Consider the following 24,113-nt stretch of genomic DNA (forward strand, 5'->3'; position numbering starts at 1 on the left):
GCCTCATTGCCCGGCTTGAGCGGTACGCTGCTCGGCGCCGGAGAACACGTTGCGTTTGCAGATTTTCGCTTCGACTTTCTGCGGCGCGGCGCCTGGTGTTTCAGGCCCCTGGACTTCAACGGCCAGCAGATTCTGCGAGGCCCAGTCTTCGTCCGTGCGCAACTCGAAGGCGAAACGCCCGTCGGTATCGGAGGTTTCCGGTTTCTCGATCTTGATGTCCTCGTGGCGCCCATTCATGTACCAGAGGGTGGCTTGCAAGGTTTTCACCGACGTATCGGCGAAGCGGATATCGACCTGGTGGCTGCTGTTGCGCAGGTCCAGGTTCTTGCTGTTGACCATCAATTCGTTTTTGCCCGGCTTCAGTGTGGCGCTGCCGCTCATCTGTGCATCCTTGCCTTCGCAACCGTTGTCCAGCAGCGCCATCATCTGGCGGTAGATGGTTTCCTGGTCGAGGCGATAAAGTGGCGAGAACTCCCAGATGAGAATTTTCGGCGGCTTGGTCTGGAACTCTTCGCTGCCCAGGTACTGCAGCATCGAACCTTCCAGGCCACCGCCGGGGAATGCCACGTTGAGGATGTCGGCGCCGATGGCCTCTTCGAGGAAACCGGCGAAGTTGTAGTTCTTGCCACTGTGGCTGGTGCCGACCAGGGTGATTTCCGGGTTGCCGGATTCACCGAACAGATCGCCATCCGCCGCTTCGCCCTTGGGCTCGGTGGTGAACTGATCCATGTACTGGATCGCGTAGCTGGTGCCACAGAGTTGACCCGCCATGTTGTGCAACGTTCCGGTCTTGCCCATGCGACCCGACTTATGGGTCTCGAATTCACGCTTGGGAATGTCGGCGAAGACCGGCAACTGCTTGACCTTCTCGGCGACGATCTTCGCGGTGCGCTGGGCGCCATACGGGGTCCAGTGCTGGTCACCGCGGAAATAGAAATCGTGGGCGGGCAGGGTGTCGGGCAGCGATTCGTTGGTCAGTGGTGACAGGTCGGGGACCACGTAGCCCATCTGCGCGAAGCGCCCGAGCATGGTTTTGTAGTTGGTCAGGGCCTTGTCGAAATCGTATTTGGCTTTTTCTTCCGGGTTCAGCTTGTTGCGGTTCACCAGGCCACGGGTCGGCTGGTAAACGATGACCAGCTCCACGCCTTTGCTCTTGAATGCATCGTGCAGTTGTTTCAGGCGTTTGTAGCCGGCGGGTGTGGTGTCGAACTCGGTGCGCAAGTCTTCTTGCGTACGGAACAGCCAGTCGCCCTGGGCCTGCACCAGCGTGGTGAAGTTCTGCTGATAGCGGGTGGTGTAGTTCTTCGGGTCGTGGGCTGCCGGGCACAGGCTGCAGCACGGCTCGGCGCTGAAGCTCGGTGCCTTGGCGTCTTCGGCACGCACGCCAGTGCTGGCCGCGAGAATGCCCGCAGTCAGGGCCGACAGGCTGAGTAATTTGATCAAGTGTGGGTGCATAAAATTATCCTCAGTCCCGCATTTCGGTCTGGCGTTCGACAGGGTCGATCAGCACGGCTTTCTGCTGGCGCACCAGCAGGTCGAGAATTTCATCCTGGCGCTCGCCGAGAATCCCCGAAAAGCTGATGCCACTGGTTTTGGTCGGCGCGAGCATCGACACGCGATACAACTCCACGCTCAGCGGCGAGTCGATCGACAGTGGTCCGCTGCCATTGGCGGCCAGTTCACCACCGACCACGATCAGCGACACTTGGGCGTCGAACGGGTCGAGCTTGATGTCCCGGTCGGTGTCGCTCAGGTCTTTGATGTGCCCGTAGACACCGGTCAGGCCATTGGCCATTGAGATGTTTTCGTACAGGCGAATGTTCACGCTGTTACGAATCCGGATGCCGTGACGCTTATTGCTGATCACCTTGTTGCCCCACAACAGGTTGTCGGCACTCTCGTAGAGGGTGATGCCGTCGGTGTGGTTCTTGTAGATCTCGTTGTAGGCGATCAGGTTGTTCACGCTGTTACGGTCGATCACCAGCCCCGAGAGGTGGTTGTCGTAGCTGCGGTTGTTGAAGATGAAGCTGTCGTTGACCTCACGGGAAATAATGATCCCGTGCTTCTTCTTGGTTCCGTACACCGTGTTGTCGGCGATGATCAGGCCGTGGGAACGGTCATGGGGGTCGATGCCGTAGACGATGTTGTCTTTGTAGGTGTTGCCCTTGACCACGAAGTCGCGGGTTTCGTAGCAGTAGAAGCCGTACCACATGTCCGAGAACTCGGAGCCGACGATCCAGCCGGTCGGTTCAGGGCGCTTGAGCACCTTGGCCATGTTCGGCGTGTACTGGGAAATACTCACGCCGTAGGACTTACTGTTGGCGTAACCGAAACTGGCGATCTTGCTGTTGGCGATGTAGGTCTCGGTGCCGCCCCAGGACAACAGGAACGGCCGGAATTCCTTGGGCGACGAGAAGGCCGCCGGGCCGTTGGCCTTCTCGCTCCAACCGGTGATCCTGGTATCCCGCACAAACAGCTGACCGTCGTTGACCAGGAACGAGCCGGCCTCCTGGGACAGGCGCAGTTCCTGGGTCTGTTTGTCGATTTCCAGAATACCGTGTCTGCCCACCACGATCGGCAGCTTCGCCAGGAACACACCTGGCGACGTTTCGCTGAGGTACTGCTTGGGCAGCTTCTTGGTCAGATCCTTGAGGTTCATGTAGCCGTCGTCGACGAAGATCGCCTGCGGGATGCCGTGCTGACGCACCACCCACTCGGCCATCTTGTTGTCGCCGCCGATGAAGTCCTTCAAGGCGTCTTCCTGCATCATCCGGCGCACGCTGATCTTGCCGGGCTTGGTGCGCACGATTTTCGCGGCGATGGCTTGGGCGGTGTAGCCAGAAGTGTCCGGCAGTTTCGGCTTGGCCAGGTCCAGCGGCGCAGTTGGCGCGCTGCTGACGGTGTAGGTCTTGGCCTGTTGCAATCCCTTGGCTATGGTCGTCGGTTTACTCTGCTGTCCAGGCTGGTGCACAGACTTGGCCGGTTCGACGGTGGCGAAGGCGGTTGCGCTGGCCAGCAGCAGCGCGCCGGCCAGCAGGCGGATCGAGCCTTTCTTGGCGCTGTTCATGTCGGGCACTCCCTTCGCGGTTTGCATCAGAAGCGCCAGATCACGTCGATAAACGCACGGTGCATGTACGAGTCGACTTCTTTGCCATAGGCATCGCCGGGCTTGAACACACCGCCACGGAACCGCACCAGGGCCGAAGGCTCATCGATCGACTGGCTCAACGCCGCCGGCAACAGGCCTTGCTTGAAGTATTTGGTGACCACCAGGTCCATTTCCTGACCGAGGTCCTTGTTGCCATCTTCCAGCGGCAGGGAGGTGCTGGAGAGGATCGCGCCGGTCGCGTCGTCGGTGTTGTTTTCAACCGCGTTGATGCCGTTGCTGCCCACCGGCTTGTTGCCGTCCACACGCCAGAACTTGTGGTAGATCAGGCTGGCGTCGTATTCGTCGTTGAGCATCCAGGAACCGAACAGCGTGGCGGTCTGCATGTTGTTCATTTCGCCACGGAAGGCTTCGCCGAAACGGTGAACCCGCGAGCGCGTACCGGTGTAGTTCGAGCGGTTGCTTTCCAGGCCGTTCTGTTGGTACTCGGCGCTGGCGCGGGCGTAGGCTGCACCGACTTGCCACTGCGGATCGAGGCGCAGACGAACACCCACGTCGGAAGCCCAGCCGTTCAGGTCTTCACCACGCTTGGCTTCTGCCGGGCGAGTGCCGTCGGCATTCAGCGGGTTGACCGTGTCACGGTCGCCGCTCATGCCGGTGATGCTGCCCCAGTAATTGACGGTGTTGGTGTTGCGCCAGTTGTAGGCATCACTGTCGGCGGTGAGGCCGAGCCAGCTGATGTCGCCGTTCTGTTTCTTGTCCAGGGTATCGCCAGCCACGCCCGGCTCCGGATAGTCGAGCTTGCCGTTATCGTGGGTGTGATGACCGCGAATGCCGACCCAGTTACCGGGTGTCCACTGATACGCCGCATCGGCGTAGGCGTGCAGGCGATCCTTGTCTTTGGGGGCCAGCTCTTTCAGGTCGGTGCGGTATTCGCTGAAGCGTTCGGCGATACCGACGTTGGCGCGCAACAGGGTGGTGTCGAAGGTCCAGTTCAGGGCTTCGATGTTGGTGTCGCGCCATTGGCCGTCGTCGTTGCGCAGGCGTTGGCGACCGAACTTGAGGATCTCGCCAGGGTAGGGCGTGAGGCCGCTGTAGCCGACCCAGAACTCGCGCATCGCCAGGTAGTTCTTCCTGGTCTTGCGATCACCGCTGTCGGTGGTCTGGGTGCCGCTGTTGTCGGACTGCTGCAGGGTGTCGGTTTCGATGATGTCGGTGGACGTCACGGCCTGACCCATGGCGTAGGCGCTCCACGCGCCGCTTTCGCCATAGACCCATGGGCGCAGGTCGAGGCCAACGCCGTTAACGTCGCCGCCACCGGCGGTGCCCAGGTCACTGTCGTTTTCGGACTGGCTGGTAACTTTGACTTCGAGGCCGAAGTTCTTGTCTTCGGTCAGGGCCGCCAGGGTCGGGCACGACCACAGCAGGGCGAATGTCAGGCCAATACCGGCCTGCACGAATGGATTGAGTTTCATAGGGATTCCTCGCCGTCTTCTTCTTGCAAAGCGTGCAGTTCCAGCGTGTCCGGACTCACGGTGCTACGAATGGCTTGCTCTTGTTTGAGCAGGCGTTGGGCCTCGGCCAGCCGGTCAGGCGGCAGTTGCGCTTCGAGTGTTTGCGCAAGCTCAGTGGCTTGTGGGGTGTCTTGAGCCTTGGCCAATTGGCTGAAGACGTAAGCGTTGACCGGGTCGGGCCGGGTGCCCTTGCCTTGGGAGAACAGTTGGGCGATGGCGAAATCGGCGCTGTTCTGGCCGTTGCGCGCAGCGGTCAGCAGGTGATCCAGGGCTTTCTGCGGATAGACCTTGCCCAGGTAACCGCGACGGTAAATCTGCCCGAGGTAGTAATCGGCGGCGACTTCCCTGCCGACAGCTTTCTGGAAGTGCTCTTCGGCGACCTTGGCGTCAGCCGGCACCATTTTGCCTTCGTAGTAGAGCTTGCCCAGCAACAGTTCGGCACGCGGCTGATCGGCGGCGCGGCCGTTGTCCAGGTACTTCATCATCGTGTCGACGTCGCCCAGTTCAGGGAAGTCGTAGAGCAATTGCGCCAGGCTGACCCAGGACGCCGGGTAGCCAGGGGCGATGCCTTCGAGCAGCGACTGCGCGGTTTTTTCGTCGGTCTTGCCCAGGCTCGCATCGCCCAGCACGCGGGCCACGCTGTCCACACGTTGCGCAGAGACGGTGCCACGGCTGTGAGCGGCCTGCATCTGCTTGATCAGCTCGGCCTGTTGTTCGGGCTGGCCACGTTTTTGATAGACCGTGGCCAGTTCGACGTAGCAGATGTCGGTGGTGTTGAGCGCCGCTTTGCAGATTTTTTCCACGTCATCCAGGTGCTGGTCGTAAGTGCCTTGGGTGCGATAGAGCAGCACCTGGGCCAGACCTGCTTCCGGTTTGCCTTCGGCACGCCATTGGCTGATCTGCTGCTGCGCGTTGACGTTGGGGAAACTGTGCGGGAATTGCAGATACAGCATCGCCAGCGGAATCAGGGTGTTGCCTTCGCCATTGGTCGCGGCTTTCTTCAGCAGTGCTTCGGCTTCGTGGTGTTCGGCTTCGGTGGCGCCGGGTTTAGCCACCAGCAGGCGACCCAGGCGAGCCTGAGCCCGTGGCGAAACGCTGGCCGCGGCGCGGTAAGTCGCCTCGGCTTTTTTGATTTGCGCCGGGTCGCGGCTGTCGACCTGAAGATCGGCCAGCCCAACCTGGGCTTCGCTGTAACCCAGGTCGGCCAGTTGTTGGTAGTTCTGCGCCGCCAGCGTGGTGTCACCGCGCTTGAGGGCTTCATTGGCCAGACGCTGGTCGGGCAGACCGGCGCAACCGGCCAGGCTTACGGCCAGTGCAACTGCACACAGTGATCCTATGTGGGTGCGCGGTGTTCTGAGGATTTGTGGAGTCGTCACGGGCATGTCCTCTTTTTAAAGACCGGCGGCCATGGCTTTGTTGATCAGCCAGTTCAGGTTCGGGCCACGGGTGCTGTTCACTTCCGCCGGGCGACCGGCGAGTGCGCTGTCCAGCGGCTCGTCAGGTTTGATCTGCACGCGGATATCGGATGACAGGTCTTCGCTTTTCAGGCTGGTGCTGCTGACGATCTTGCCGGTACGGGTCTGGTCTTCGCCGGCGATCTGGAAGCTGACCGTGGTGCCTGGGCGCACGTCGCCGAACTGGCGATAGGAGAAGCGTGCTTCAACGTTGGCTTCGGTATTGCGTGGCACCAGTTGGAAGATCACGTCACCTTTGTTGGCGTATTGACCGTTAGCCACCAGTTGCTGGGCCACGGTGCAATCGCACGGGGAGGTCAGGGTGCCGGTCATTTGCTTGCCGAAGAGCTCTTCAACCTTGGACGGTTGCAGTTGGTTTTCGTCCAGATGGCCTTTGAGTACGTCGAGCATGCTGGTGCTGAAGGTTGCCAGCGGGGCGCCTTTGGCGGCAACGCCGTCAGCCTTGATCAGGCTCTGCACGGTGCCGTCGCGCGGCATGGTGATGTTCATGCCTTGCACGCTGACCAGGCCAGCCTGGGCGTGGCTGACGAAGTACATGCCGTACACCGATTTGAAGATAAAACCGAACGCCACCAGGCCGACCACGAAGATACCGGCGCTGAAGGTCACCGCTTTCAGACGGCCGAGCGCGGTCATGCCATGACCGCCGTCCTTGACCTTGCGCGCCTTGGTGAAGTTGTCGCGTTGCAGGGTTGCGAGCATTTCACCCACGCTGACGATGTCACCGGCCAGGTGCGAGGTGATCAGGTGGCGCAGGGTGGAAATGTCTCGCGGTTCCAGGTTCTGGAACTGGCAACCGGTGCGACCGGTCTGGCGGTCGACGGAGCGGATCTGCAATTCCACGTCCATGGCCAGGCCAAGGTTATCGATGACGAATTGCAGACGGGCCTTGTGCACATCGCCGACCTTCAGCGGCAGCTGACCGGCGTTGAACGCCAGGCCGCCTGCGGAAAGGTCGATGACGCGGGCTTCGACCGGGGTCCGGTCAGGGCCGAAGAAACGCAGCTTGGCCGGAATTTTCACACGGGCGTGTTGGCGCTGGGCTTCGGATTCGTGCACTACGTTGCTGTTGACGGCGGTATTCATATGGGCGATTTCCTAGTTAATTCAGGCGAGTTCGGTCAGACCATCATCAGCAGCACGGCGACAAAGATGCTGCCGGCGGAGAAGGTCATGGTCCGAGACGACCAGGTGTTGAACCAACGTTGAAAGCTGGCGAGATCACGGGTCAGAGAAGTGGGCTGGCGAGTCCAGGATTGTTTGTCGAGGCGGAAGAACACGTAGATTTTCACCAGCGCGCCGACGATCTGGTTGTAATAGAGAATGGCCGGGTACGCCGGGCCGATCCGGTGACCGGAACAGGACAGCAGCAGGGTCAGGATCAGGCGGGTAATGCCGATCCACAGCAGGTAAACCAGGATGAACGCGGTGCCGTATTTGAACGTGGCGATGAGCGCCACGGTCAGGCCCAGCAAGGACGTCCACATCGATACACGCTGGTCGAACAGCACCACTGACGTGAACAGGCCGAGGCGTTTCATCCCCAGGCCCAGGGCGCGGGAGTTCTGCCGCAGGTTGTTGCCGTACCAGCGGAACATCAGTTTGCGACTGGCCTTGATGAAGCTCTTTTCGGGTGGGTGTTCAACGGTATGGATCGCGGCGTCGGGCACGTAGAACGTGTCGTAACCCAGGCGCATCAGGCTGAACCAGCTCGACTTGTCGTCACCGGTCAGGAACTTGAAGCGGCCCAGGCGCCAGTGTTGCAGCGAGTCGCTTTCCACATCGGCGATGAAGTCCGGGTTGGTGACCACGGTGGCGCGGAACACCGACATCCGGCCGGTCATGGTCAACACACGTTTGGACAGGGCCATGGAGCACATGTTGATGTGACGCTGGGCGAAGCGCAGTTTGTGCCATTCGCTCATGATGTAGCCGCCGCGCACTTCGCAGAACTCGTTGGTGGTCAGGCCGCCGACATTGCCGAACAGCTGGAACCACGGCACGGTCTTGAGCACGACGCCTTCGGCCAACACGGTGTCGCCATCGATCACTGCAACCACCGCGCGGTCGTCCGGCAGGTGGCGGGAGATGGCGCGGAAACCGTAGGCCAGGCCATCGCGCTTGCCGGTGCCGGGAATGCGCACGAAGTCGAGCTTGACCCGTGTCGGTGGGTTCATGCGTTTCCAGAGGCTCTTGACCAGCAGCTCATCGGACATTTCGACGATGGAGCACACCACGGTAGTCGGCAAGCCGCAGTCGATGGCCTCGCGGATCACCGAGCTGTAGACCTGAGCGGTGGTCAGCGCGTCGATACGGAAGCTGGTGACCATCAGGAACACATGGGACGGGTCTGCCTCTTTGCCCAGCTTGCGCACTTTGCGCCGCAGGTGCGGGTAGACCACGTACAGAAACAGCATGCCGCGCAGAAAGTGCGTGGCACCCATCGAGTAGCGCCAGATACCGACGATACCGACCAGGAAGATGAAGTCCTTCGACTCGGAGTCGAACGTGGACGTAGGCAACGCCATGGCGATGCCCATCAATAAACTTAGGTAAAACAGCCAACCGGCGGCCTGAAGTAGGCCGTGCTTTAGCCTGTGCATAATCTGCATCCGTCTCGATCTCGGGCGAGCCTGTGGGGTGGCCCGATGGGGTTAAGGCAGGCCTGTGAAAACTGACGACACCCGCTCTGGATGACGCCAGAAATCCCGGTAGGAGCTGCCGCAGGCTGCGATCTTTTGATCTTTTGATCTTTGTCTTTAGGTTCACTCAGGACTCAAGTGCCCGGGAAAGATCGCAGCCTCGTTTCACTCGACAGCTCCTACAGGCGTGTTACCAGCAGATACCTTCGGTGCGCTTGCTGACGCTGGTGGCTTGAGACATGAAGCCGACCAGGTCGACCACTTGCTTGCCGTGCGGTGCTTCCAGTGCCAGGGCGCGGAATTTCTCATCACGGTTGCCGAGGATGATCACGTCGGAGTTGTTGATCACGTCATCGAAGTTCGAGTTGAGCAAGGACGAGACGTGAGGGATCTTCGACTCGATGTAATCCTTGTTCGCACCGTGGACACGGGCGTACTCGACGTTGCTGTCGTAGATGCTCAGGTCGTAGCCCTTGCCGATCAGCATTTCCGCCAGGTCGACCAGCGGGCTTTCGCGCAGGTCGTCGGTGCCAGCCTTGAAGCTCAGGCCCAGCAGGGCGACTTTGCGTTTGTCGTGGCTGGAGACGATGTCGAACGCGTTCTGCACCTGGGACTCGTTACTGCGCATCAGCGAGTTGAGCAGCGGTGCTTCGACGTCCAGGGAACCGGCGCGGTAGGTCAGGGCGCGGACGTCTTTCGGCAGGCAGGAGCCGCCGAACGCGAAGCCAGGACGCATGTAGTACTGGGACAGGTTCAGTGTCTTGTCCTGGCAGACCACTTCCATCACTTCACGACCATCGACGCCGACAGCCTTGGCGATGTTGCCGATCTCGTTGGCGAAGGTCACTTTGGTGGCGTGCCACACGTTGCAGGTGTATTTGATCATCTCGGCGACGGCGATGTCCTTGCGGATGATCGGTGCGTCGAGTTCTTCGTACAGTGATTGCAGAACGTCGCCCGAAGCCTTGTCGAACTCGCCGATGACGGTCATTGGCGGCTGGTCGTAGTCGGCGATCGCGGTGCTTTCACGCAGGAACTCAGGGTTCACGGCAACACCGAAGTCGACGCCTGCTTTCTTGCCGGAGCAGTCTTCGAGAATCGGGATGACCACGTTTGCCACGGTGCCCGGCAACACGGTGCTGCGCACGACGATGGTGTGGCGGGTGGTTTTGTCACGCAGAACAAAACCGATTTCGCGGCACACGGCCTCGATGTAATTCAGTTCCAGGTCGCCGTTCTTTTTGCTCGGCGTGCCGACGCAGATCATCGACAGGTCGGTGTCGCGAATCGCCTCGGCGAAGTTGGTCGTGCCGCGCAGACGGCCAGTCTCGATGCCCTGTTTCAGAAGTTCGCCCAGACCGGGTTCAACGATCGGCGAACGACCGGCGTTGATCATATCGATCTTGTCTTTGGCAACATCGACGCCAACGACGTCATGGCCCCGTGCAGACAGGCAACCGGCACAGACTGCACCGACGTAACCCAAACCAAATATGCTGATGCGCATCGCATTTACCTCTCAGTTAATCAAGACTGTGTTCAACAAGCCATTACATGGCCGGAGTTAATGGTGTTCAGCGGTCATAGTGCACTCGCAAGTGCGGCCTTAAAGGCGTCACAATGCCGGGTGCAGGCATGCTAAGTTCCGAGTGGCTAAATAAGTGCACTCAAGATGTGCGCAACCAGGCCTTATTGTTATGACGTGCCCTGTTATGCAGCCGACCCTCTAATCAGAGGACGTTCGTGCAAAGGTCTTGCGCGCTCAATGCCAGGCCAGAAGCCCGTAAATCAAGCGGTTGGGTGCTCGGGTGAGCACGTTTATAGGGGCGCAGCCGTGGCCTTGTAGGGGATATTAATGGTGCGTTATCTCCTGTCCTTCATGTGTTGCCCAAACAAGTGATCCATAAGTTCAAGTTAATGTGACAACTTCGCTATCGGGATCGCTTCTCTGTGTAAGTTATCTCGTACGTTCGCCGAGAGAATCGTTACGGATGGTATGAGCGACGCATTTGGACATAGTTCCTGTCCGCCCATCGCGATTTCTGAAATTTCTTGAAATATTGAAAAAGATGGCACTGCTTTCATATTGATAGCACTTGCCGTTTCGCCCTTTATATATAGGGTGATTATTGCCTTGGGTACTTTTTTGCCACTACTAACAAAAATTTTCAGTGCCACTACTGAAAAAAATCAGCAAAGTCGAGTGAAACAAAAGTTAGAAAATCGAGTGCTTGTTATTTGGCGTCAATAAGTCGGCGAAAAGGGCGGGGATTGTTCGAGGATCGAAGGGGAGGGGCGCACGACGAAGTTGTTGATGTCGTGCGCGAATTGAGTGCGGGTCTGGTTACTCCGGTGCGTGATCGCGCAGGAACACCAGATTGTCCGGTTTAGACTGCTCGCTACTGTAGCGATAACCCTGAACATCGAACTGCTTGAGGGCGACCGGGTCATTGATGCGTTCTTCGATGACGAAGCGACTCATCATCCCGCGGGCCTTTTTCGCGTAGAAGCTGATGATTTTGTACTGGCCGTTCTTCAAGTCCTTGAACTCGGTATTGATGATGCGCGCGTTCAAGGCGCTGCGTTTGACCGCCGAGAAGTATTCGTTGGAGGCCAGGTTCAGCAGCACATCGTCGCCCTGATCGGCCAGCGCTTCGTTCAGCCATTCGCTGATCCGCGTGCCCCAGAAGGCGTACAGGTCTTTGCCACGGGCATTGGCCAGCTTGGTGCCCATCTCCAGCCGATAGGGCTGCATCAGGTCCAGAGGGCGCAGCAGGCCGTACAGGCCGGAGAGCATGCGCAAGTGCTGCTGGGCGTAATCGAAGTCGGCTTCGCTGAAGGTTTGTGCATTCAGGCCGGTGTACACGTCGCCCTTGAATGCCAGCAACGCCTGCTTGGCATTCTCTGGGGTGAAGGCCGGGGTCCAGCTGCCGAAACGCGCGGCATTGAGGCCGCCAATCTTGTCAGAGACGTGCATCAGCTCGCTGATCTGCGCCGGTGTCAGGTCGCGCAGTTGCAGGATCAGTTCCTGGGAGTGGTCGAGGTATTGCGGCTGAGTGAATCGCTGGGTCGCCGGCGGTGTTTCGTAATCGAGGGTCTTGGCGGGGGAAATCACCATCAGCATGAAGTCGTCTCCTTTAATCGTGGGGGCGATTCTAGGGGGTTGTCCTTGTTGACTCCAGCTATCAAGTCCATAGGTGATCGGTGGCTATGCGCTCTAGGAGCCGCTGCGGGAATGTGAGCGGGATCGGCTATAGTGCCGCGCGGGTTTTGTTATGGAGACATCCCATTGCGTATCGTTTTTCTATTCTTCGCCTTGCTGTTGAGCTTCGGCGCCCAGGCGGCGCCGGGTGATGTGGCGACGCTGGATCGCAGCACCTGGCCTGAGCAGCTCAGCAACCCGACCCTGTTCGACGTTGCCTCCCGGGCCGAAATCCTCATGTTCGCCCGCGTCCTGCTCGCCAGCGAATCGCTCGATGAAGCAAGCCTGGCTCAACGCCTGGGCCTGCGCACCGTCAATCTGGAGTCGGTCAACCAGCTGCGCCAACGCATGTGGCAGCGGTTGCTGAGCAACTACAACTTCGCCCAGCAGAGTTGCGATCAGGATGCCTCTTTCTGTTTCCTGGTCGAGGACATGGATACCTTGCGAGAGCAAGCGGCCAAGTTTCAGATCAGCGACGACAGCTACTACATCAAGTGGGCCGAGCCGAGCCGGTTGTTCCACGCCCAGTACCTCGATGAGCAATTGCGCAAGGCCGCGCTGTTCCCGCAGATCAACAGCGAAGTCGATCGTTTTGGCGACTATGAGCGCAATGGCGATGCCATGAATGACCGCCTGTTCCTGCTGACCTTCGACAGCGCTGCCAATGCCGTGCCGGATAACACTGCCTGGGTCACCGAGTACCTGCGCAAATCGAACATGAGCGCGACGTTCTTCGTCCTCGGCAAGGACATCCAGGCCCGTCTGGCTGAAGGTTCGGCGACCAGCCTGCAAGGGACCTATTCGCAGCAATGCGTTGGTGTGCAGGGTTGGGAGTTCCGTTCCCACAGCCACTGGCAAGACTGGCAGGACTCGGTACGGCGCAGCGCCGAGCTGGTCAAGGGCAAGCTGCCGGAGAATTACGTGCCGCTGTTTCGTCCGCCCGATGGCCAGCGTCGGTCCGATGCTGAAGGCTTCTTCAGGTCTCAGGGTTTGCAGGTGGCATTGTGGGACATCGATGCCCAGGACGGCGCCGGCAAGCTCAAGGGCAGCCAGAGTGCGCAGCGGGTGCTGACCCTGATGCTGCTGTGGCGGCACGGGGTGATCAACTTCAATGTGAAGCAGGATGCGCTGAAAACCGCGATGCCCTGGCTCATCACGCAAACGGCGCCAAGCGGGATCGGTTGGGAAAACTGTCAGGACGCGTTTCGCTGAAACGGGGAAAGCCCGTAAACATTGGGGCAGGGACGTTTTTGGAGGAGATTTCGATGCAGGCGGACTTCCGACTTTAGCGGGGTGGTGGCAGTCCGCCAAGTGCTATTGGTCATTCTGAAAAATAAACTTCAAAAAAACGTCAAAGTGCTTTTTTCTGTCATGGGTTTTGGAGTATTAGGAAGACAGACCGCCGAAACCTGCAACACAGGTGGCGTCTTCCAAGACTCCGTTTGGGTTGCAATCACTTGAGTCTGAGCAGGTGATTTCGGTGGCCACTTCGAGGCGCAGCACTGTCATGGTATTGCGTCGACTGGCTCCCACAAAGGTGACCGAGTATGGATGATCACGGACGTAGCCCTTCCAACCAGCCAATCCTTTATGTACTCGATACCAACGTATTGATTCACGATCCAAACGCCCTGCTTAACTTCGAAGAACACCACGTCGCGATCCCGATGACCGTGCTTGAAGAGCTGGACAAGCTCAAGAGCGGGCCGCACAGCGTTGCAGCGGAATGCCGCCAGGCCATTCGGCTGATCGACAAGACCCTGGGCGATGCCAGCCCCGAAGACGTCGAACTCGGCGTTCCGATCCAGCGTGGCAAGGGCGGGCCCAAGGGCTTGCTGTCAATTCTGATGAGCAAGCGTGCCGAGCCGAACATCATTCTGCCCGAGCACCTGAACGACAACATCATCATCAACCAGCTGATCGACCTGCGCGCGCGTGATGCAAAACTGCCCGTGGTGCTGGTCACAAAAGATATCAACATGCGCCTCAAGGCCCGGGCTTGTGGGATCGCGGCCGAGGACTACAGTACCGACCAACTGGTCGACGACGTTTCGTTGCTGCCCAACGGTTACCACAACATGACCGGCTCCTTCTGGGACCGGGTGAGTAAAGTCGAAACCCGGCAGGATCATGGTCGCACCTGGCATCAGGTGCAGCTGATCGACAACCTGCCTGCCGTGCACGTTAACGAGTTCATCATCGACGAACAGGGCTTTGTCGGCTGGATCAAGGAAATCCAGGTCGACAAGTTGTTGATCCTCGACCTGCATCAGGAACCTCTGTTGCACCAGGAAGCCTGGGGCCTGAAACCGCGTGATATCTATCAAAGCCTGGCGCTGTACGCCTTGCTCGATCCGGACATTCATCTGGTGAACCTGTCCGGCGCGGCCGGTTCCGGTAAAACCATCCTGGCCCTGGCGGCGGCCATCGAGCAGACCATGGTCAGCAAACGCTACCGGCGCATCATTGCCACCCGCAGCGTGCAGGGGCTCGACCAGGAAATCGGTTTCCTGCCCGGCACCGAAGCGGAAAAGATGGAGCCTTGGCTGGGCGCCATCACCGACAACCTCGAAGCCTTGCACATGGATGACGAAAACACCCATGGCAGCGTCGACTACATCCTCAGCAAAGTGCCGTTGCAGTTCAAATCCCTCAACTACATTCGAGGCCGTAGCTTCCAGCAGAGTCTGATCCTGATCGATGAATGCCAGAACCTCACGCCGCACCAGATGAAAACCATCATCACCCGTGCTGGCGCCGGTTCCAAAGTGGTGTGCCTGGGCAACCTGGCGCAGATCGACACCCCTTACCTGTCCGCGACCAGCTCCGGGCTGACGTACCTGACCGAACGCTTCAAAGACTTCCCCAACGGTGTACACATCACCCTGCAAGGGGTGCCACGTTCGATTCTGGCCGAATACGCCGAATCGCATCTGTAACCTTGAACCACAAAAAAACGGGGCGACCTCACGGGTCGCCCCGTTTTTTTCGTCCCACATTTCCTCTGTAAGAGCGAGGCATGTCGATCGGATAATCGTGCGTGCGGAAAATTGACCCGCAGGTTTACAATCGATGCTCCTGATCAGGAGTAACCCTGTGCTGACTCATCTCGATTCCCAAGGTCGCGCCAATATGGTCGACGTCACCGAAAAAGCCGTGACGTTCCGCGAAGCGACGGCCCAAGCGCTGGTGCGCATGCTGCCCGAAACCCTGCAGTTGATCGTCAGCGGCGGTCATCCCAAGGGTGATGTGTTCGCCGTGGCGCGGATCGCCGGCATCCAGGCTGCGAAGAAAACCAGCGATCTGATTCCTCTGTGCCATCCGTTGATGCTCACCGGCGTCAAGGTCGAACTCAGTGCCGAAGGCGACGACACCGTGCGCATCGTGGCGCGCTGCAAGTTGTCCGGGCAGACCGGCGTCGAGATGGAAGCGCTAACCGCCGCCAGTGTCGCGGCGTTGACCATCTATGACATGTGCAAGGCCGTGGACCGCGGCATGACCATCGAGAGCGTGCGCCTGTTGGAGAAACTCGGTGGCAAGAGCGGTCATTACCAGGCGGATCAGTCATGAAGGTTACCGTGAAGTTTTTTGCCCGTTACCGTGAGGTGCTCGGCGTGGATTCGGTGAAGGTTGAAGGTGATTTCGCCACGGTCGACGATGTGCGTGCGCTGCTGGCCCAACGTGAAGGCGCCGAGGTGTTGAGCGAGCAGAACCTGATGTGCGCCCGTAATGAAGACCTCTGCCAGCTCGATGAGCCGGTCGGCGATGGCGATGAAGTGGCTTTCTTTCCAACCGTGACCGGGGGCTGAGCCATGGCGATTCGTGTGCAGCCCACGCCGTTCGACCCGGGCGCTGAAGTCAACGCCATGCACGCGGCCAATGTGGGCGTCGGTGCGGTGGTGAGTTTTGTCGGCTACGTACGCGACTTCAATGACGGCCTCGACGTCGCCGGGATGTTTCTGGAGCACTACCCGGGCATGACCGAAAAAGCCCTGGGCAAGATTGCTGCGGAGGCCGAGCAGCGCTGGCCGCTGTTGAAGCTGGAAGTGCTGCATCGCATCGGCGCGCTGGAGCCGGGCGAGCCGATCGTCTTCGTCGGTGCCGCCAGCGCCCACCGCCAGGCAGCGTTTGATGCCTGCGCCTTTGTCATGGACTACCTGAAAACCCGCGCGCCGTTCTGGAAGAAAGAAGACACCAGTGATGGCGCGCGCTGGGTCGAGGGCCGTGACAGCGATCATGCGGCGGCGGATCGCTGGAAGCAGTAATTCCTCTAGTGCTTTCGAATACGCCTTCGCGGTCCGAGTTGCCCGCGAAGAGGCCTTCTGCATCACCCAAAAACCCCCTGATTCCCCTCCCGACCAGAGGCTGGAAGATCTGTATGCGCCCGATTGACGGTTAATACATAAAAGTCCAGTATGGATTTATAAGTACAAAAAAGGCGTTCCCTGTTTCAGCTTTTTCTTCTGTCTTGCCAAACCAACAACAACCCGCGAGAGAACGAACATGAAGAAATTCCCCCTCATCACCGGTCTGGCCCTGAGCCTGTTGGCGTGCAGTAGCGTGTTCGCTGCCGAGAAAAGCCTGCGTATCGGTATTGAAGCGGCCTATCCGCCGTTCGCGTCCAAAACCGACAAAGGTGAAATTGTCGGTTTCGACTACGACATCGGCAACGCCCTGTGCGCGCAGATGAAGGTCAAGTGTGTGTGGGTCGAAGGCGAATTCGACGGTCTGATTCCTTCCCTGAAAGTGAAGAAAATCGACATGGCGCTGTCATCCATGACCATCAATGAAGACCGTAAGAAGTCGGTGGATTTCACCCACAAGTACTACTTCACCTCATCGCGACTGGTGATGAAGGAAGGCGCGGCGGTCGATGACCAGTACGCCAGCCTCAAGGGCAAGACAGTCGGCGTACAACGCGCAACCACTACCGACCGTTACGCCACCGAGGTTTTCGAACCGAAGGGCATCAACGTCAAGCGTTACGGCAACAACGAAGAAATCTACATGGACCTGGCTGCCGGTCGCCTCGATGCCATTTTTGCCGACACCATTCCATTGAATGATTTCCTGTCCATGCCGCGTGGCAAGGGTTACGCCTTTGTCGGGCCGGAACTCAAGGATCCGAAATACGTGGGTGAGGGCGCCGGGATTGCCGTGCGCAAGGGCAACACCGAGTTGGTCAGCGAACTGAACGCGGCCATCGACGGCATTCGGGCCAATGGCGAATACCAGAAGATTTCGGAGAAGTACTTCAAGTCCGACATCTACGGCGACTGATCGGAAAAAGATCGCAGCCTTCGCCAGTTCCTACAGAGGACCGCATTCCCCTGTAGGAGCTGGCGCAGCCTGCGATCTTTTGATTTTCAGCCCTTCAATTCCTTCAAATGCTTGTACACCGTCGCCCGGCCCATGTTCAGCACATTGGCCACGTAGTTGGAGGCGCTTTTGCCTTTGAAGGCGCCTTCGGCGTGCAGCRCCAGCACCAGTTCGCGTTTGTGATCGCGGGTCAGCACATTCAGGCTCAATTGGCGCTCGCGCAGCCAGGCATGCAGAAAAGTGTTGATCCGTTCCTGCCAGTCATCGCGAAACAGTGAGTCCGGTTGCGGAATCAGCTTGGTCGGCGACAGGAACAAATCCAGCGCCGCTTTCGCGTTCTCGAACAACGAGATATTCAGGTTGATGCACAGCACTGCCAGCGGTTGCCCTTCGCTGTCGCGTAGCACGCTGCTGAGGCTGCGAATTTTCTGGCCGTCCCAGTTGAGCTTTTCGTACGGCCCGATGTTTCGTTCACTGACCTCTTCGCTGAGCATGTCCTCCAGCGACGAGTCGTCTCCAATTTCCCGTTTGGACAGGTTGTTGGCGATGTAGTCGACCTTTTGTGTGCGCAGGTCGTGCAGCACCACCTCGGCGTGAGGGAAGAACAACGTGGCGATGGCATCGGCGATCGCGCGGAAGTTGTCCATGGACACATTGTCCAGGGCCGAGTTTTTTTCAGGTGCGTTCATACAGTGGAGCTCCAGGCCAGCGTCAGTGCCCCTTTAAAAAGGGGCACTGGAAGTTTGCCGCAATCGTGTGAGCCCGTCACCTGAGGATCAGGATCAACCCAGGCGCGCGGGGGAGAGCATCGCGGCGTCCAGACCGAAACGGGTGAGCTGTTCGGGCAAGGCCTCGCCGCGTACCAGTGCAGCACTGGCCTGGCCCATGGCCGGTGACGTCTGGATTCCGTAGCCGCCTTGTCCCGCCACCCAGAACAGGCCCGGTACGTGTTGATCGAAGCCGGACAGCAAATCCCCATCGTGCACGAAACTGCGCAGGCCGGCCCAGGTGCGGGTCGGGCGGCGGATGGTCAGGGTGGTGGCCTCTTCGATCTGGTAGATGCCCATGGCGATGTCCAGTTCTTCGGGCTGCACGTCGTGCGGCTCCACAGGGTCGGCATTGGCCGGTGAGCCGAGGAACATGCCGGCATCGGGTTTCATGTAGAACGATTCATCGAGGCTGACCAGCATGGGCCAGTCATGGCTATCCAGGCCCTCGGGGCCGGCGAAGATAAAGGCTGCCCGGCGCTTGGGCTGCAGGCCCAGAGGCCGGGCGCCAGCCAGCTCGCCAACCTTGTCGGCCCAAGCGCCGGCGGCATTGATAATGATCGGAGCGCTGAAGGTTTGGGTGGCGGTTTGAACCTGCCACAGCCCTTCGGTATCCCGGGTCAGGCTCAGCACTTCACTGTCGGTATGCACCTCGCCTTTATTGCGCCGGATACCGCGCAGATAGCCTTGGTGCAGGGCATCGGTATCGATGTCGCTGGCGGTCGGGTCGTAGATCGCGCCATGGACTTTTTCCCGACGCAGGATCGGTAGACGCACACAGGCTTCGTCGGCGCTGAGCAGTTGCATCTGCGGCACGGAGGCTTTGGCGCTCAGGTATTGATTGTTCAGCTCCGCTGGATCGCCCGTGAAGTCGACGGTCATCTCACCGCGCGGGGTCAGCAACGGGTGTTCGCAAAAACCGGGTGGCGGCGCGTCGAAGAAGTCGCGGCTGGCCAGGGTCAATGCCCGAACCTGGGCCGTGCCGTAGGCGGCGGTGTAGAGCGCCGCCGAGCGTCCGGTGGAGTGATAGGCCGGATGGGATTCGCGCTCGAGCACAATCACCCGTCCGTGCTGCGACAGCCAGAAACCGGTGGAAGCACCGGCAATCCCGCCGCCGATAATGATGAAATCTGCCTGGCTCATGAACGTCTCCTGATGGGGCGTAAATGCCGAAATTGTTGGGGATCCCTGTGGGAGCGGGTGTTAGCCCAGCAGGCGGTAAATGGCATTGGCCAGTGCGATGTCTTCCAGGCCCAGGCCGATGGAGCGGAAGAACACCGGTCGGTCGTAGTCCGGGCGCTGCACTTTTTCGCTGAGCAAGTCGGGCAGGTCGCCGACTATCGAGCGCTTGTCCCAGCCATGCTGTTCACCGGCGATCAGCATTTCGCCGGCCGAACCCGGGGTGGTCTGACGATAGTCGCAGAATACCTGCATGTCATTGAGGCTCTGCGGCGGCACTTCATGGGCACGCGGAGCATTGGTGCTGATGGACGTGATCAGCGCCGGTTTGCTCAACATGGACGGGTCGATCACCGGGCCGGCGGACGAAGTACAAAGCATGATCACGTCGGCGTCTTGAATCGCGGTTTCGCAACTGTCGGCGAGGGTCAGCCGTGGATCGAGGCTTTCGAGTTGTGCCAGCGCTTCGGTGTTCTTGCCGCGCAGGCTCGGCGAATACAGGCTGATGCTTTGCCAGTCTCGCAGGTTCTTCACGTAGTGCAGGTGCGCCTGGGCCACCTTGCCGCTGCCGATGATCGCCAGGCGTTGGGCCTTCAGCGGCGCGAGGGCATCGACCGCCACCGCCGTCGTCGCCGCGGTGCGTGCGGTGGTCAGTTCACCGGCATCGCAGAGCAGCAGCGGCTGGCCGGTCTGCATCGACATCAACAGCGTCCAGGCGGTCACCAATGGGCCTTGCTCACGCACGATGTAGGGCGACGTCTTGACGCCATACACGCCGTCTTCGGTCAGCACGCCCAGGTAGTTGATGAAGTCCCCGGCACCTTTCGGGAATTCCACCAACTGCTGGGCCGGTTGCACGGCTTGCCCGGCGGCCAGGTCGCGGAACAGCTTGCGCAGGATCTGCGGCACGTCGACTTGCGCCAGCAGTTCGCGGGCCTGGGGTTGGGTGATCACGTAAGGCGTGCTGGGCATGGTCGGCTCCTGGCGCTGAAAGTAAACTAATTTGTCCATTATGGACTTTTAGTTGTTTCGGGCAAGCTCCTGTTGAAAAAAACCGGACGAAAAAAAAGCGCAGTCCGTTTCCGGCTGCGCCTTTTATTCTGCGACCCGTGTTATGGGCGCTTGCGCTCAACCGCCCGCAGCAGATGCGTCGGTGGCGTTTCACAACTGATCTTGCGACCCAGCAGCGCCTCGATGGACGGTAGCTGGTAGGAGTCGTCTTCACCGGCAAAGCTGATGGATACACCGTCGGCGCCGGCACGGCCAGTACGACCGATGCGGTGCACGTAGTCGTCCGGGACTTCCGGCAGGGTGAAGTTGATCACGTGGCTGATGCCGTCGATGTGAATGCCGCGACCGGCCACATCGGTGGCGACCAGCACGCGGATCTTGCCTTCGCGGAACCCTTCCAGGGTCTTGATGCGCTTGTGCTGCGGCACATCGCCAGACAGTTGCGCCGCATTGACGCCATCGCGCACCAGGCGTTCTTCGATGCGCCGCACTTCGTCCTTGCGGTTGGCGAAGACCATCACGCGTTCCCAGCCGTTATCGTTGACCAGGTTATAGAGCAGTTTGTATTTGTCGGCGCCGGCCACCGCGTAGATGTGTTGCTCGACGTTTTCGCTGGCCACGTTCTGCGCTTCGATCTCGACGATCGACGGGTCGGTGGTCCATTGCTTGGCCAGGTTCATCACGTCGTCGGTGAAGGTCGCGGAGAACAGCAGCGTCTGACGTTCGTTCTTCGGTGGAGTCTGGCGAATGATCTGACGCACTTGCGGGATGAAACCCATGTCGAGCATCCGGTCGGCTTCGTCCAGCACCATGACTTCGACCATGTCCAGGTGTACGTCGCCGCGCTGGTTGAAGTCGAGCAAGCGGCCCGGAGTGGCCACGAGGATGTCACAGTGGCGGGCTTCGAGGTGCTTGAGCTGCTTGTCGAAGTCCATGCCGCCGACAAACGTCATGACGTTGAGGCCGGTGTACTTGGTCAGGTCGGCCGCGTCCTTGGCGATTTGCACCACCAATTCCCGGGTCGGGGCGATGATCAGTGCTCGCGGTTCACCCATGTAGCGTTCTTTGGGCGGCGGGGTTTGCAGCAGCTGCGTGATGATCGAAATCAGGAACGCGGCGGTTTTGCCGGTACCGGTCTGGGCGCGACCGATGGCGTCTTTGCCCGCGAGGGTGAAACCAAGCACCTGCGCCTGGATCGGCGTGCAATAAGGAAAGCCCAGGTCCTGAATGGCGTGCATCAGCTCGGGGGCGAGTTTGAAATCGTGGAAGCGGGTTTTGCCTTCCTGGGGTTCGACGACGAAGTCTTCGAGCTTCCAGGGAATGACCGGTGCCTTTGGCTTCGGTTCGCGGCGTGGTTTCGCAGGTTTCGGGGCTTCGCTGCGCGGCTGTTCAGAGACAATGGCCGGGGCAGGTGGGGCGGTCGGTGTGGTCACCGGCTCGTGTTTCGGTGCCGCTACGGTTGCGGTCCGGCCAGGCTGATTACCGTCGGTACGGTGGCTGGGGGTATGAGACGGAGCGCTGGAGCCTGGCGCGAGCTGCTCAGCCTCGCTTTTACCGAACATTTTCTTGAGTGCTTTGAGCACGGTCATCTCATCAATTGGTTAAGGAATGTACGCCGGCCAGTGTAATGCAAGAATCGGGCGCGGCGTAGTGCGATGGATCAAAGGGTAGCTTTTAGCGCAAACGCTCGGCGAGCCAGACGCCGATGTCGCGAATTTCTTCGGGTAACACTTCGTGGCCCATTGGGTATTCCTGCCATGTCACGGTGACACCATGCTGCTTTAAATACTCGTAGGCGGTCCGGCCCATGGAGTTTTGCACGACGTCATCATACTGACCATGCAACGACAACACAGGAATGCGCTGCTGGCTGGCGGAAAGCTCCAGTTCATCGCTGAATGTAGGGGCATAAGTCGAGAGCGCAAGTACTCCGCCCAACGGTCCCTGCCATTTCAGGAAGGCTGTGTGCAGTACCACGGCACCGCCCTGGGAAAAACCGGCGAGAAAGATCCGCGAGGCGTCTATTCCGCTGGCCTTCTGCACTTCAATCAAATCCACGACCCGTTGCGCGGACTCCTCCAACTGCTCGCGGCTGATGGCGCGTGCCGGGCTCATGGCCAATATGTCGTACCAGCTTGGCATCTCGTAGCCACCATTAATGGTAACGGCGCGAGTCGGGGCCTGGGGCAAAACGAAACGGGTAGTGAGCAGGTTTTCCTGTAGCGCTTCAGCTACCGGCAAAAAATCGTAGCGGTCGGCACCCAGCCCATGCAGCCAGATTACGCAGGCGTCTGCGGGCTTGACGGGTTGAAGAATCAGGGGCTCGGTCATGTCTGCTCCATTGTTGTGCATGCGCGCTCATTAAGTGCAAGGTTGAAGTGCGCGATGGGTTGATCAGTTAAGAAGATGTCGCAAGGTTGAAAGTTTTGCTATTGACCTTGCGCTGAATCGCTTTAGCGAGCGGTCTGGTACGGGCTTTGCTATGGGGAAACCTGTGCAACCAATCTCATGCCTGGCGGTAACACTATCAGTGTATGGCTAGTCGTGGGATAGCAAAGAATCCGGTAATGGATGTTCGCCAGTGGCCGCTACGGGCTTCGCGAACGTGAAAGGGGCTACAGCCCGTTCGGCCGATTGGTGAGAAGTGAGTTATCCATGATGTGGATTTTCTCCTACTAGACTCATAGCGACGGTCCTTACGTCGGTTGACCCTAAAAAAAGCCAACAAGGGTCAGCAACGCCTCAAAAGGGTGCGACAGGGCTCAAGCTCCGACACAACAAGAGCAAAACTGGAGGTTTGAATGAAGATGTTGAAATCCACCCTGGCCGTCGTGACTGCAGCTGCAGTGCTCGGTGTCAGTGGGTTCGCTCAGGCGGGTGCAACCCTGGATGCAGTGCAGAAGAAAGGTTTTGTTCAGTGCGGTGTGAGCGACGGTTTGCCGGGTTTCTCGGTTCCGGACTCTACCGGCAAGATCGTTGGCATCGATGCTGACTTCTGCCGCGCTGTAGCTGCTGCAGTGTTTGGTGATGCGACCAAGGTCAAATTCAGCCAGTTGAATGCCAAGGAGCGTTTCACTGCTCTGCAATCCGGCGAAATCGACATGCTGTCGCGCAACTCCACCATGACCAGTTCCCGTGACGCGGGCATGGGCCTGAAGTTTCCTGGCTTCATCACCTATTACGACGGCGTAGGCTTCCTGGCCAACAGCAAGCTGGGCGTGAAAAGTGCCAAGGAACTGGATGGCGCGACCATCTGTATTCAAGCCGGTACCACCACCGAGCTGAACGTGTCCGACTACTTCCGCGCCAACGGCCTGAAGTACACCCCGATCACCTTCGACACTTCCGATGAAAGCGCCAAGTCGCTGGAATCCGGTCGTTGCGACGTGCTGACCTCCGACAAGTCCCAGTTGTATGCACAGCGCAGCAAACTGGCCTCGCCGAAAGATTACATCGTTCTGCCTGAAACCATCTCCAAAGAGCCTTTGGGGCCGGTCGTGCGTAACGGCGACGATGAGTGGCTGGCAATCGTTCGTTGGGTTGGCTACGCGATGCTCAACGCCGAAGAGGCCGGTATCTCTTCGAAAAACGTCGAGGCGGAAGCCAAGTCGACCAAGAATCCGGACGTTGCTCGTCTGCTGGGCGGCGACGGTGAGTACGGCAAGGATCTGAAGCTGCCGAAAGACTGGGTGGTGAAAATCGTCAAGCAAGTCGGTAACTACGGTGAAGTCTTCGAGAGAAACCTCGGCAAGGGCACTCCGCTGGAAATCGACCGTGGCTTGAACGCCCTGTGGACCAACGGCGGCATTCAATACGCACCACCAGTGCGCTGATGGTTCTATCACCCGGTGGGCCAACCACCGGGTGATGTTCTGTTCCATTATTTCCGGGGCACTTC

Annotated in this window: 20 protein-coding genes; 7 read left to right on the plus strand and 13 right to left on the minus strand. The window is 59.3% G+C overall.

Going from position 1 to position 24,113, the window contains the following annotated elements; genetic code table 11:
- Positions 1-3: 3 nt before the first annotated feature.
- The 8 genes from AC1D2Q_RS27995 to yaaA form a co-directional block, all read right to left on the minus strand.
- Positions 4-1,455, minus strand: coding sequence for an alginate O-acetyltransferase (locus tag AC1D2Q_RS27995; RefSeq protein ID WP_477815324.1), 1,452 nt, complete (start codon positions 1,453-1,455; stop codon positions 4-6).
- Between the two features lie 10 nt (positions 1,456-1,465).
- The gene (gene algG, locus AC1D2Q_RS28000; protein WP_477815325.1) at positions 1,466-3,067 is read right to left on the minus strand and encodes a mannuronan 5-epimerase AlgG; all 1,602 of its coding nucleotides are present in this window, start codon (positions 3,065-3,067) and stop codon (positions 1,466-1,468) included.
- Positions 3,068-3,093: 26 nt separating this feature from the next.
- Positions 3,094-4,581 (minus strand): alginate export family protein, encoded by a 1,488-nt coding sequence (locus tag AC1D2Q_RS28005; protein WP_477815326.1) that lies wholly within the window; start codon positions 4,579-4,581, stop codon positions 3,094-3,096.
- Complete coding sequence (algK, locus tag AC1D2Q_RS28010; protein WP_477815327.1) at positions 4,578-6,002, minus strand: alginate biosynthesis TPR repeat lipoprotein AlgK; 1,425 nt, start codon at positions 6,000-6,002, stop codon at positions 4,578-4,580. Before algK ends, AC1D2Q_RS28005 begins: the two co-directional genes overlap by 4 nt.
- Before the next feature lie 9 nt (positions 6,003-6,011).
- Entirely contained in the window at positions 6,012-7,181 is a 1,170-nt protein-coding gene (locus tag AC1D2Q_RS28015; RefSeq protein WP_477815328.1) for a PilZ domain-containing protein, read from the minus strand.
- A 35-nt stretch (positions 7,182-7,216) separates the two neighbouring features.
- Positions 7,217-8,698 carry a mannuronan synthase gene (gene alg8, locus AC1D2Q_RS28020; RefSeq protein ID WP_477815329.1) on the minus strand — a complete coding sequence of 494 codons (1,482 nt, stop codon included), beginning with the start codon at positions 8,696-8,698 and terminating at the stop codon, positions 7,217-7,219.
- Positions 8,699-8,927: 229 nt separating this feature from the next.
- Positions 8,928-10,244 carry a nucleotide sugar dehydrogenase gene (locus AC1D2Q_RS28025; protein WP_305480130.1) on the minus strand — a complete coding sequence of 439 codons (1,317 nt, stop codon included), beginning with the start codon at positions 10,242-10,244 and terminating at the stop codon, positions 8,928-8,930.
- Between the two features lie 837 nt (positions 10,245-11,081).
- Positions 11,082-11,861 (minus strand): peroxide stress protein YaaA, encoded by a 780-nt coding sequence (gene yaaA, locus AC1D2Q_RS28030; protein WP_477815330.1) that lies wholly within the window; start codon positions 11,859-11,861, stop codon positions 11,082-11,084.
- A gap of 165 nt (positions 11,862-12,026) precedes the next feature.
- Here yaaA and AC1D2Q_RS28035 point away from each other — a divergent pair, with 165 nt between their 5' ends.
- The 6 genes from AC1D2Q_RS28035 (at position 12,027) to AC1D2Q_RS28060 (ending at position 17,219) form a co-directional block, all read left to right on the plus strand.
- Positions 12,027-13,151, plus strand: coding sequence for a polysaccharide deacetylase family protein (locus tag AC1D2Q_RS28035; RefSeq protein WP_477815331.1), 1,125 nt, complete (start codon positions 12,027-12,029; stop codon positions 13,149-13,151).
- A 335-nt stretch (positions 13,152-13,486) separates the two neighbouring features.
- Positions 13,487-14,878, plus strand: a complete 1,392-nt coding sequence (locus tag AC1D2Q_RS28040) for a PhoH family protein (protein ID WP_018927120.1) — start codon at positions 13,487-13,489, stop codon at positions 14,876-14,878.
- A gap of 157 nt (positions 14,879-15,035) precedes the next feature.
- Complete coding sequence (gene moaC / locus AC1D2Q_RS28045; RefSeq protein WP_305410093.1) at positions 15,036-15,509, plus strand: cyclic pyranopterin monophosphate synthase MoaC; 474 nt, start codon at positions 15,036-15,038, stop codon at positions 15,507-15,509.
- Positions 15,506-15,748, plus strand: a complete 243-nt coding sequence (locus AC1D2Q_RS28050; RefSeq protein ID WP_477815332.1) for a MoaD/ThiS family protein — start codon at positions 15,506-15,508, stop codon at positions 15,746-15,748. Before moaC ends, AC1D2Q_RS28050 begins: the two co-directional genes overlap by 4 nt.
- A gap of 3 nt (positions 15,749-15,751) precedes the next feature.
- On the plus strand, positions 15,752-16,204 hold the full coding sequence (gene moaE / locus AC1D2Q_RS28055; protein ID WP_477815333.1) for a molybdopterin synthase catalytic subunit MoaE: 453 nt from the start codon (positions 15,752-15,754) through the stop codon (positions 16,202-16,204).
- A gap of 238 nt (positions 16,205-16,442) precedes the next feature.
- Positions 16,443-17,219 (plus strand): ABC transporter substrate-binding protein, encoded by a 777-nt coding sequence (locus tag AC1D2Q_RS28060; RefSeq protein ID WP_349745729.1) that lies wholly within the window; start codon positions 16,443-16,445, stop codon positions 17,217-17,219.
- An 86-nt stretch (positions 17,220-17,305) separates the two neighbouring features.
- On the opposite strand, the gene AC1D2Q_RS28065 is transcribed toward AC1D2Q_RS28060, so the two are convergent.
- From AC1D2Q_RS28065 to AC1D2Q_RS28085, 5 genes are all read right to left on the minus strand, one after another.
- Positions 17,306-17,947, minus strand: coding sequence for a helix-turn-helix transcriptional regulator (locus AC1D2Q_RS28065; RefSeq protein WP_477815334.1), 642 nt, complete (start codon positions 17,945-17,947; stop codon positions 17,306-17,308).
- Positions 17,948-18,040: 93 nt separating this feature from the next.
- Entirely contained in the window at positions 18,041-19,168 is a 1,128-nt protein-coding gene (locus AC1D2Q_RS28070; protein ID WP_477815335.1) for an NAD(P)/FAD-dependent oxidoreductase, read from the minus strand.
- Positions 19,169-19,228: 60 nt separating this feature from the next.
- Entirely contained in the window at positions 19,229-20,176 is a 948-nt protein-coding gene (locus AC1D2Q_RS28075; RefSeq protein ID WP_477815336.1) for an ornithine cyclodeaminase family protein, read from the minus strand.
- A 140-nt stretch (positions 20,177-20,316) separates the two neighbouring features.
- Positions 20,317-21,804, minus strand: a complete 1,488-nt coding sequence (gene rhlB / locus AC1D2Q_RS28080) for an ATP-dependent RNA helicase RhlB (RefSeq protein WP_477815337.1) — start codon at positions 21,802-21,804, stop codon at positions 20,317-20,319.
- A gap of 85 nt (positions 21,805-21,889) precedes the next feature.
- The gene (locus AC1D2Q_RS28085) at positions 21,890-22,546 is read right to left on the minus strand and encodes an alpha/beta hydrolase (RefSeq protein WP_007936275.1); all 657 of its coding nucleotides are present in this window, start codon (positions 22,544-22,546) and stop codon (positions 21,890-21,892) included.
- A gap of 470 nt (positions 22,547-23,016) precedes the next feature.
- Here AC1D2Q_RS28085 and AC1D2Q_RS28090 point away from each other — a divergent pair, with 470 nt between their 5' ends.
- On the plus strand, positions 23,017-24,048 hold the full coding sequence (locus tag AC1D2Q_RS28090; RefSeq protein ID WP_477815338.1) for an amino acid ABC transporter substrate-binding protein: 1,032 nt from the start codon (positions 23,017-23,019) through the stop codon (positions 24,046-24,048).
- Positions 24,049-24,113 lie beyond the last annotated feature (65 nt).

The organism is Pseudomonas sp. P1_A1, from assembly GCF_056406935.1.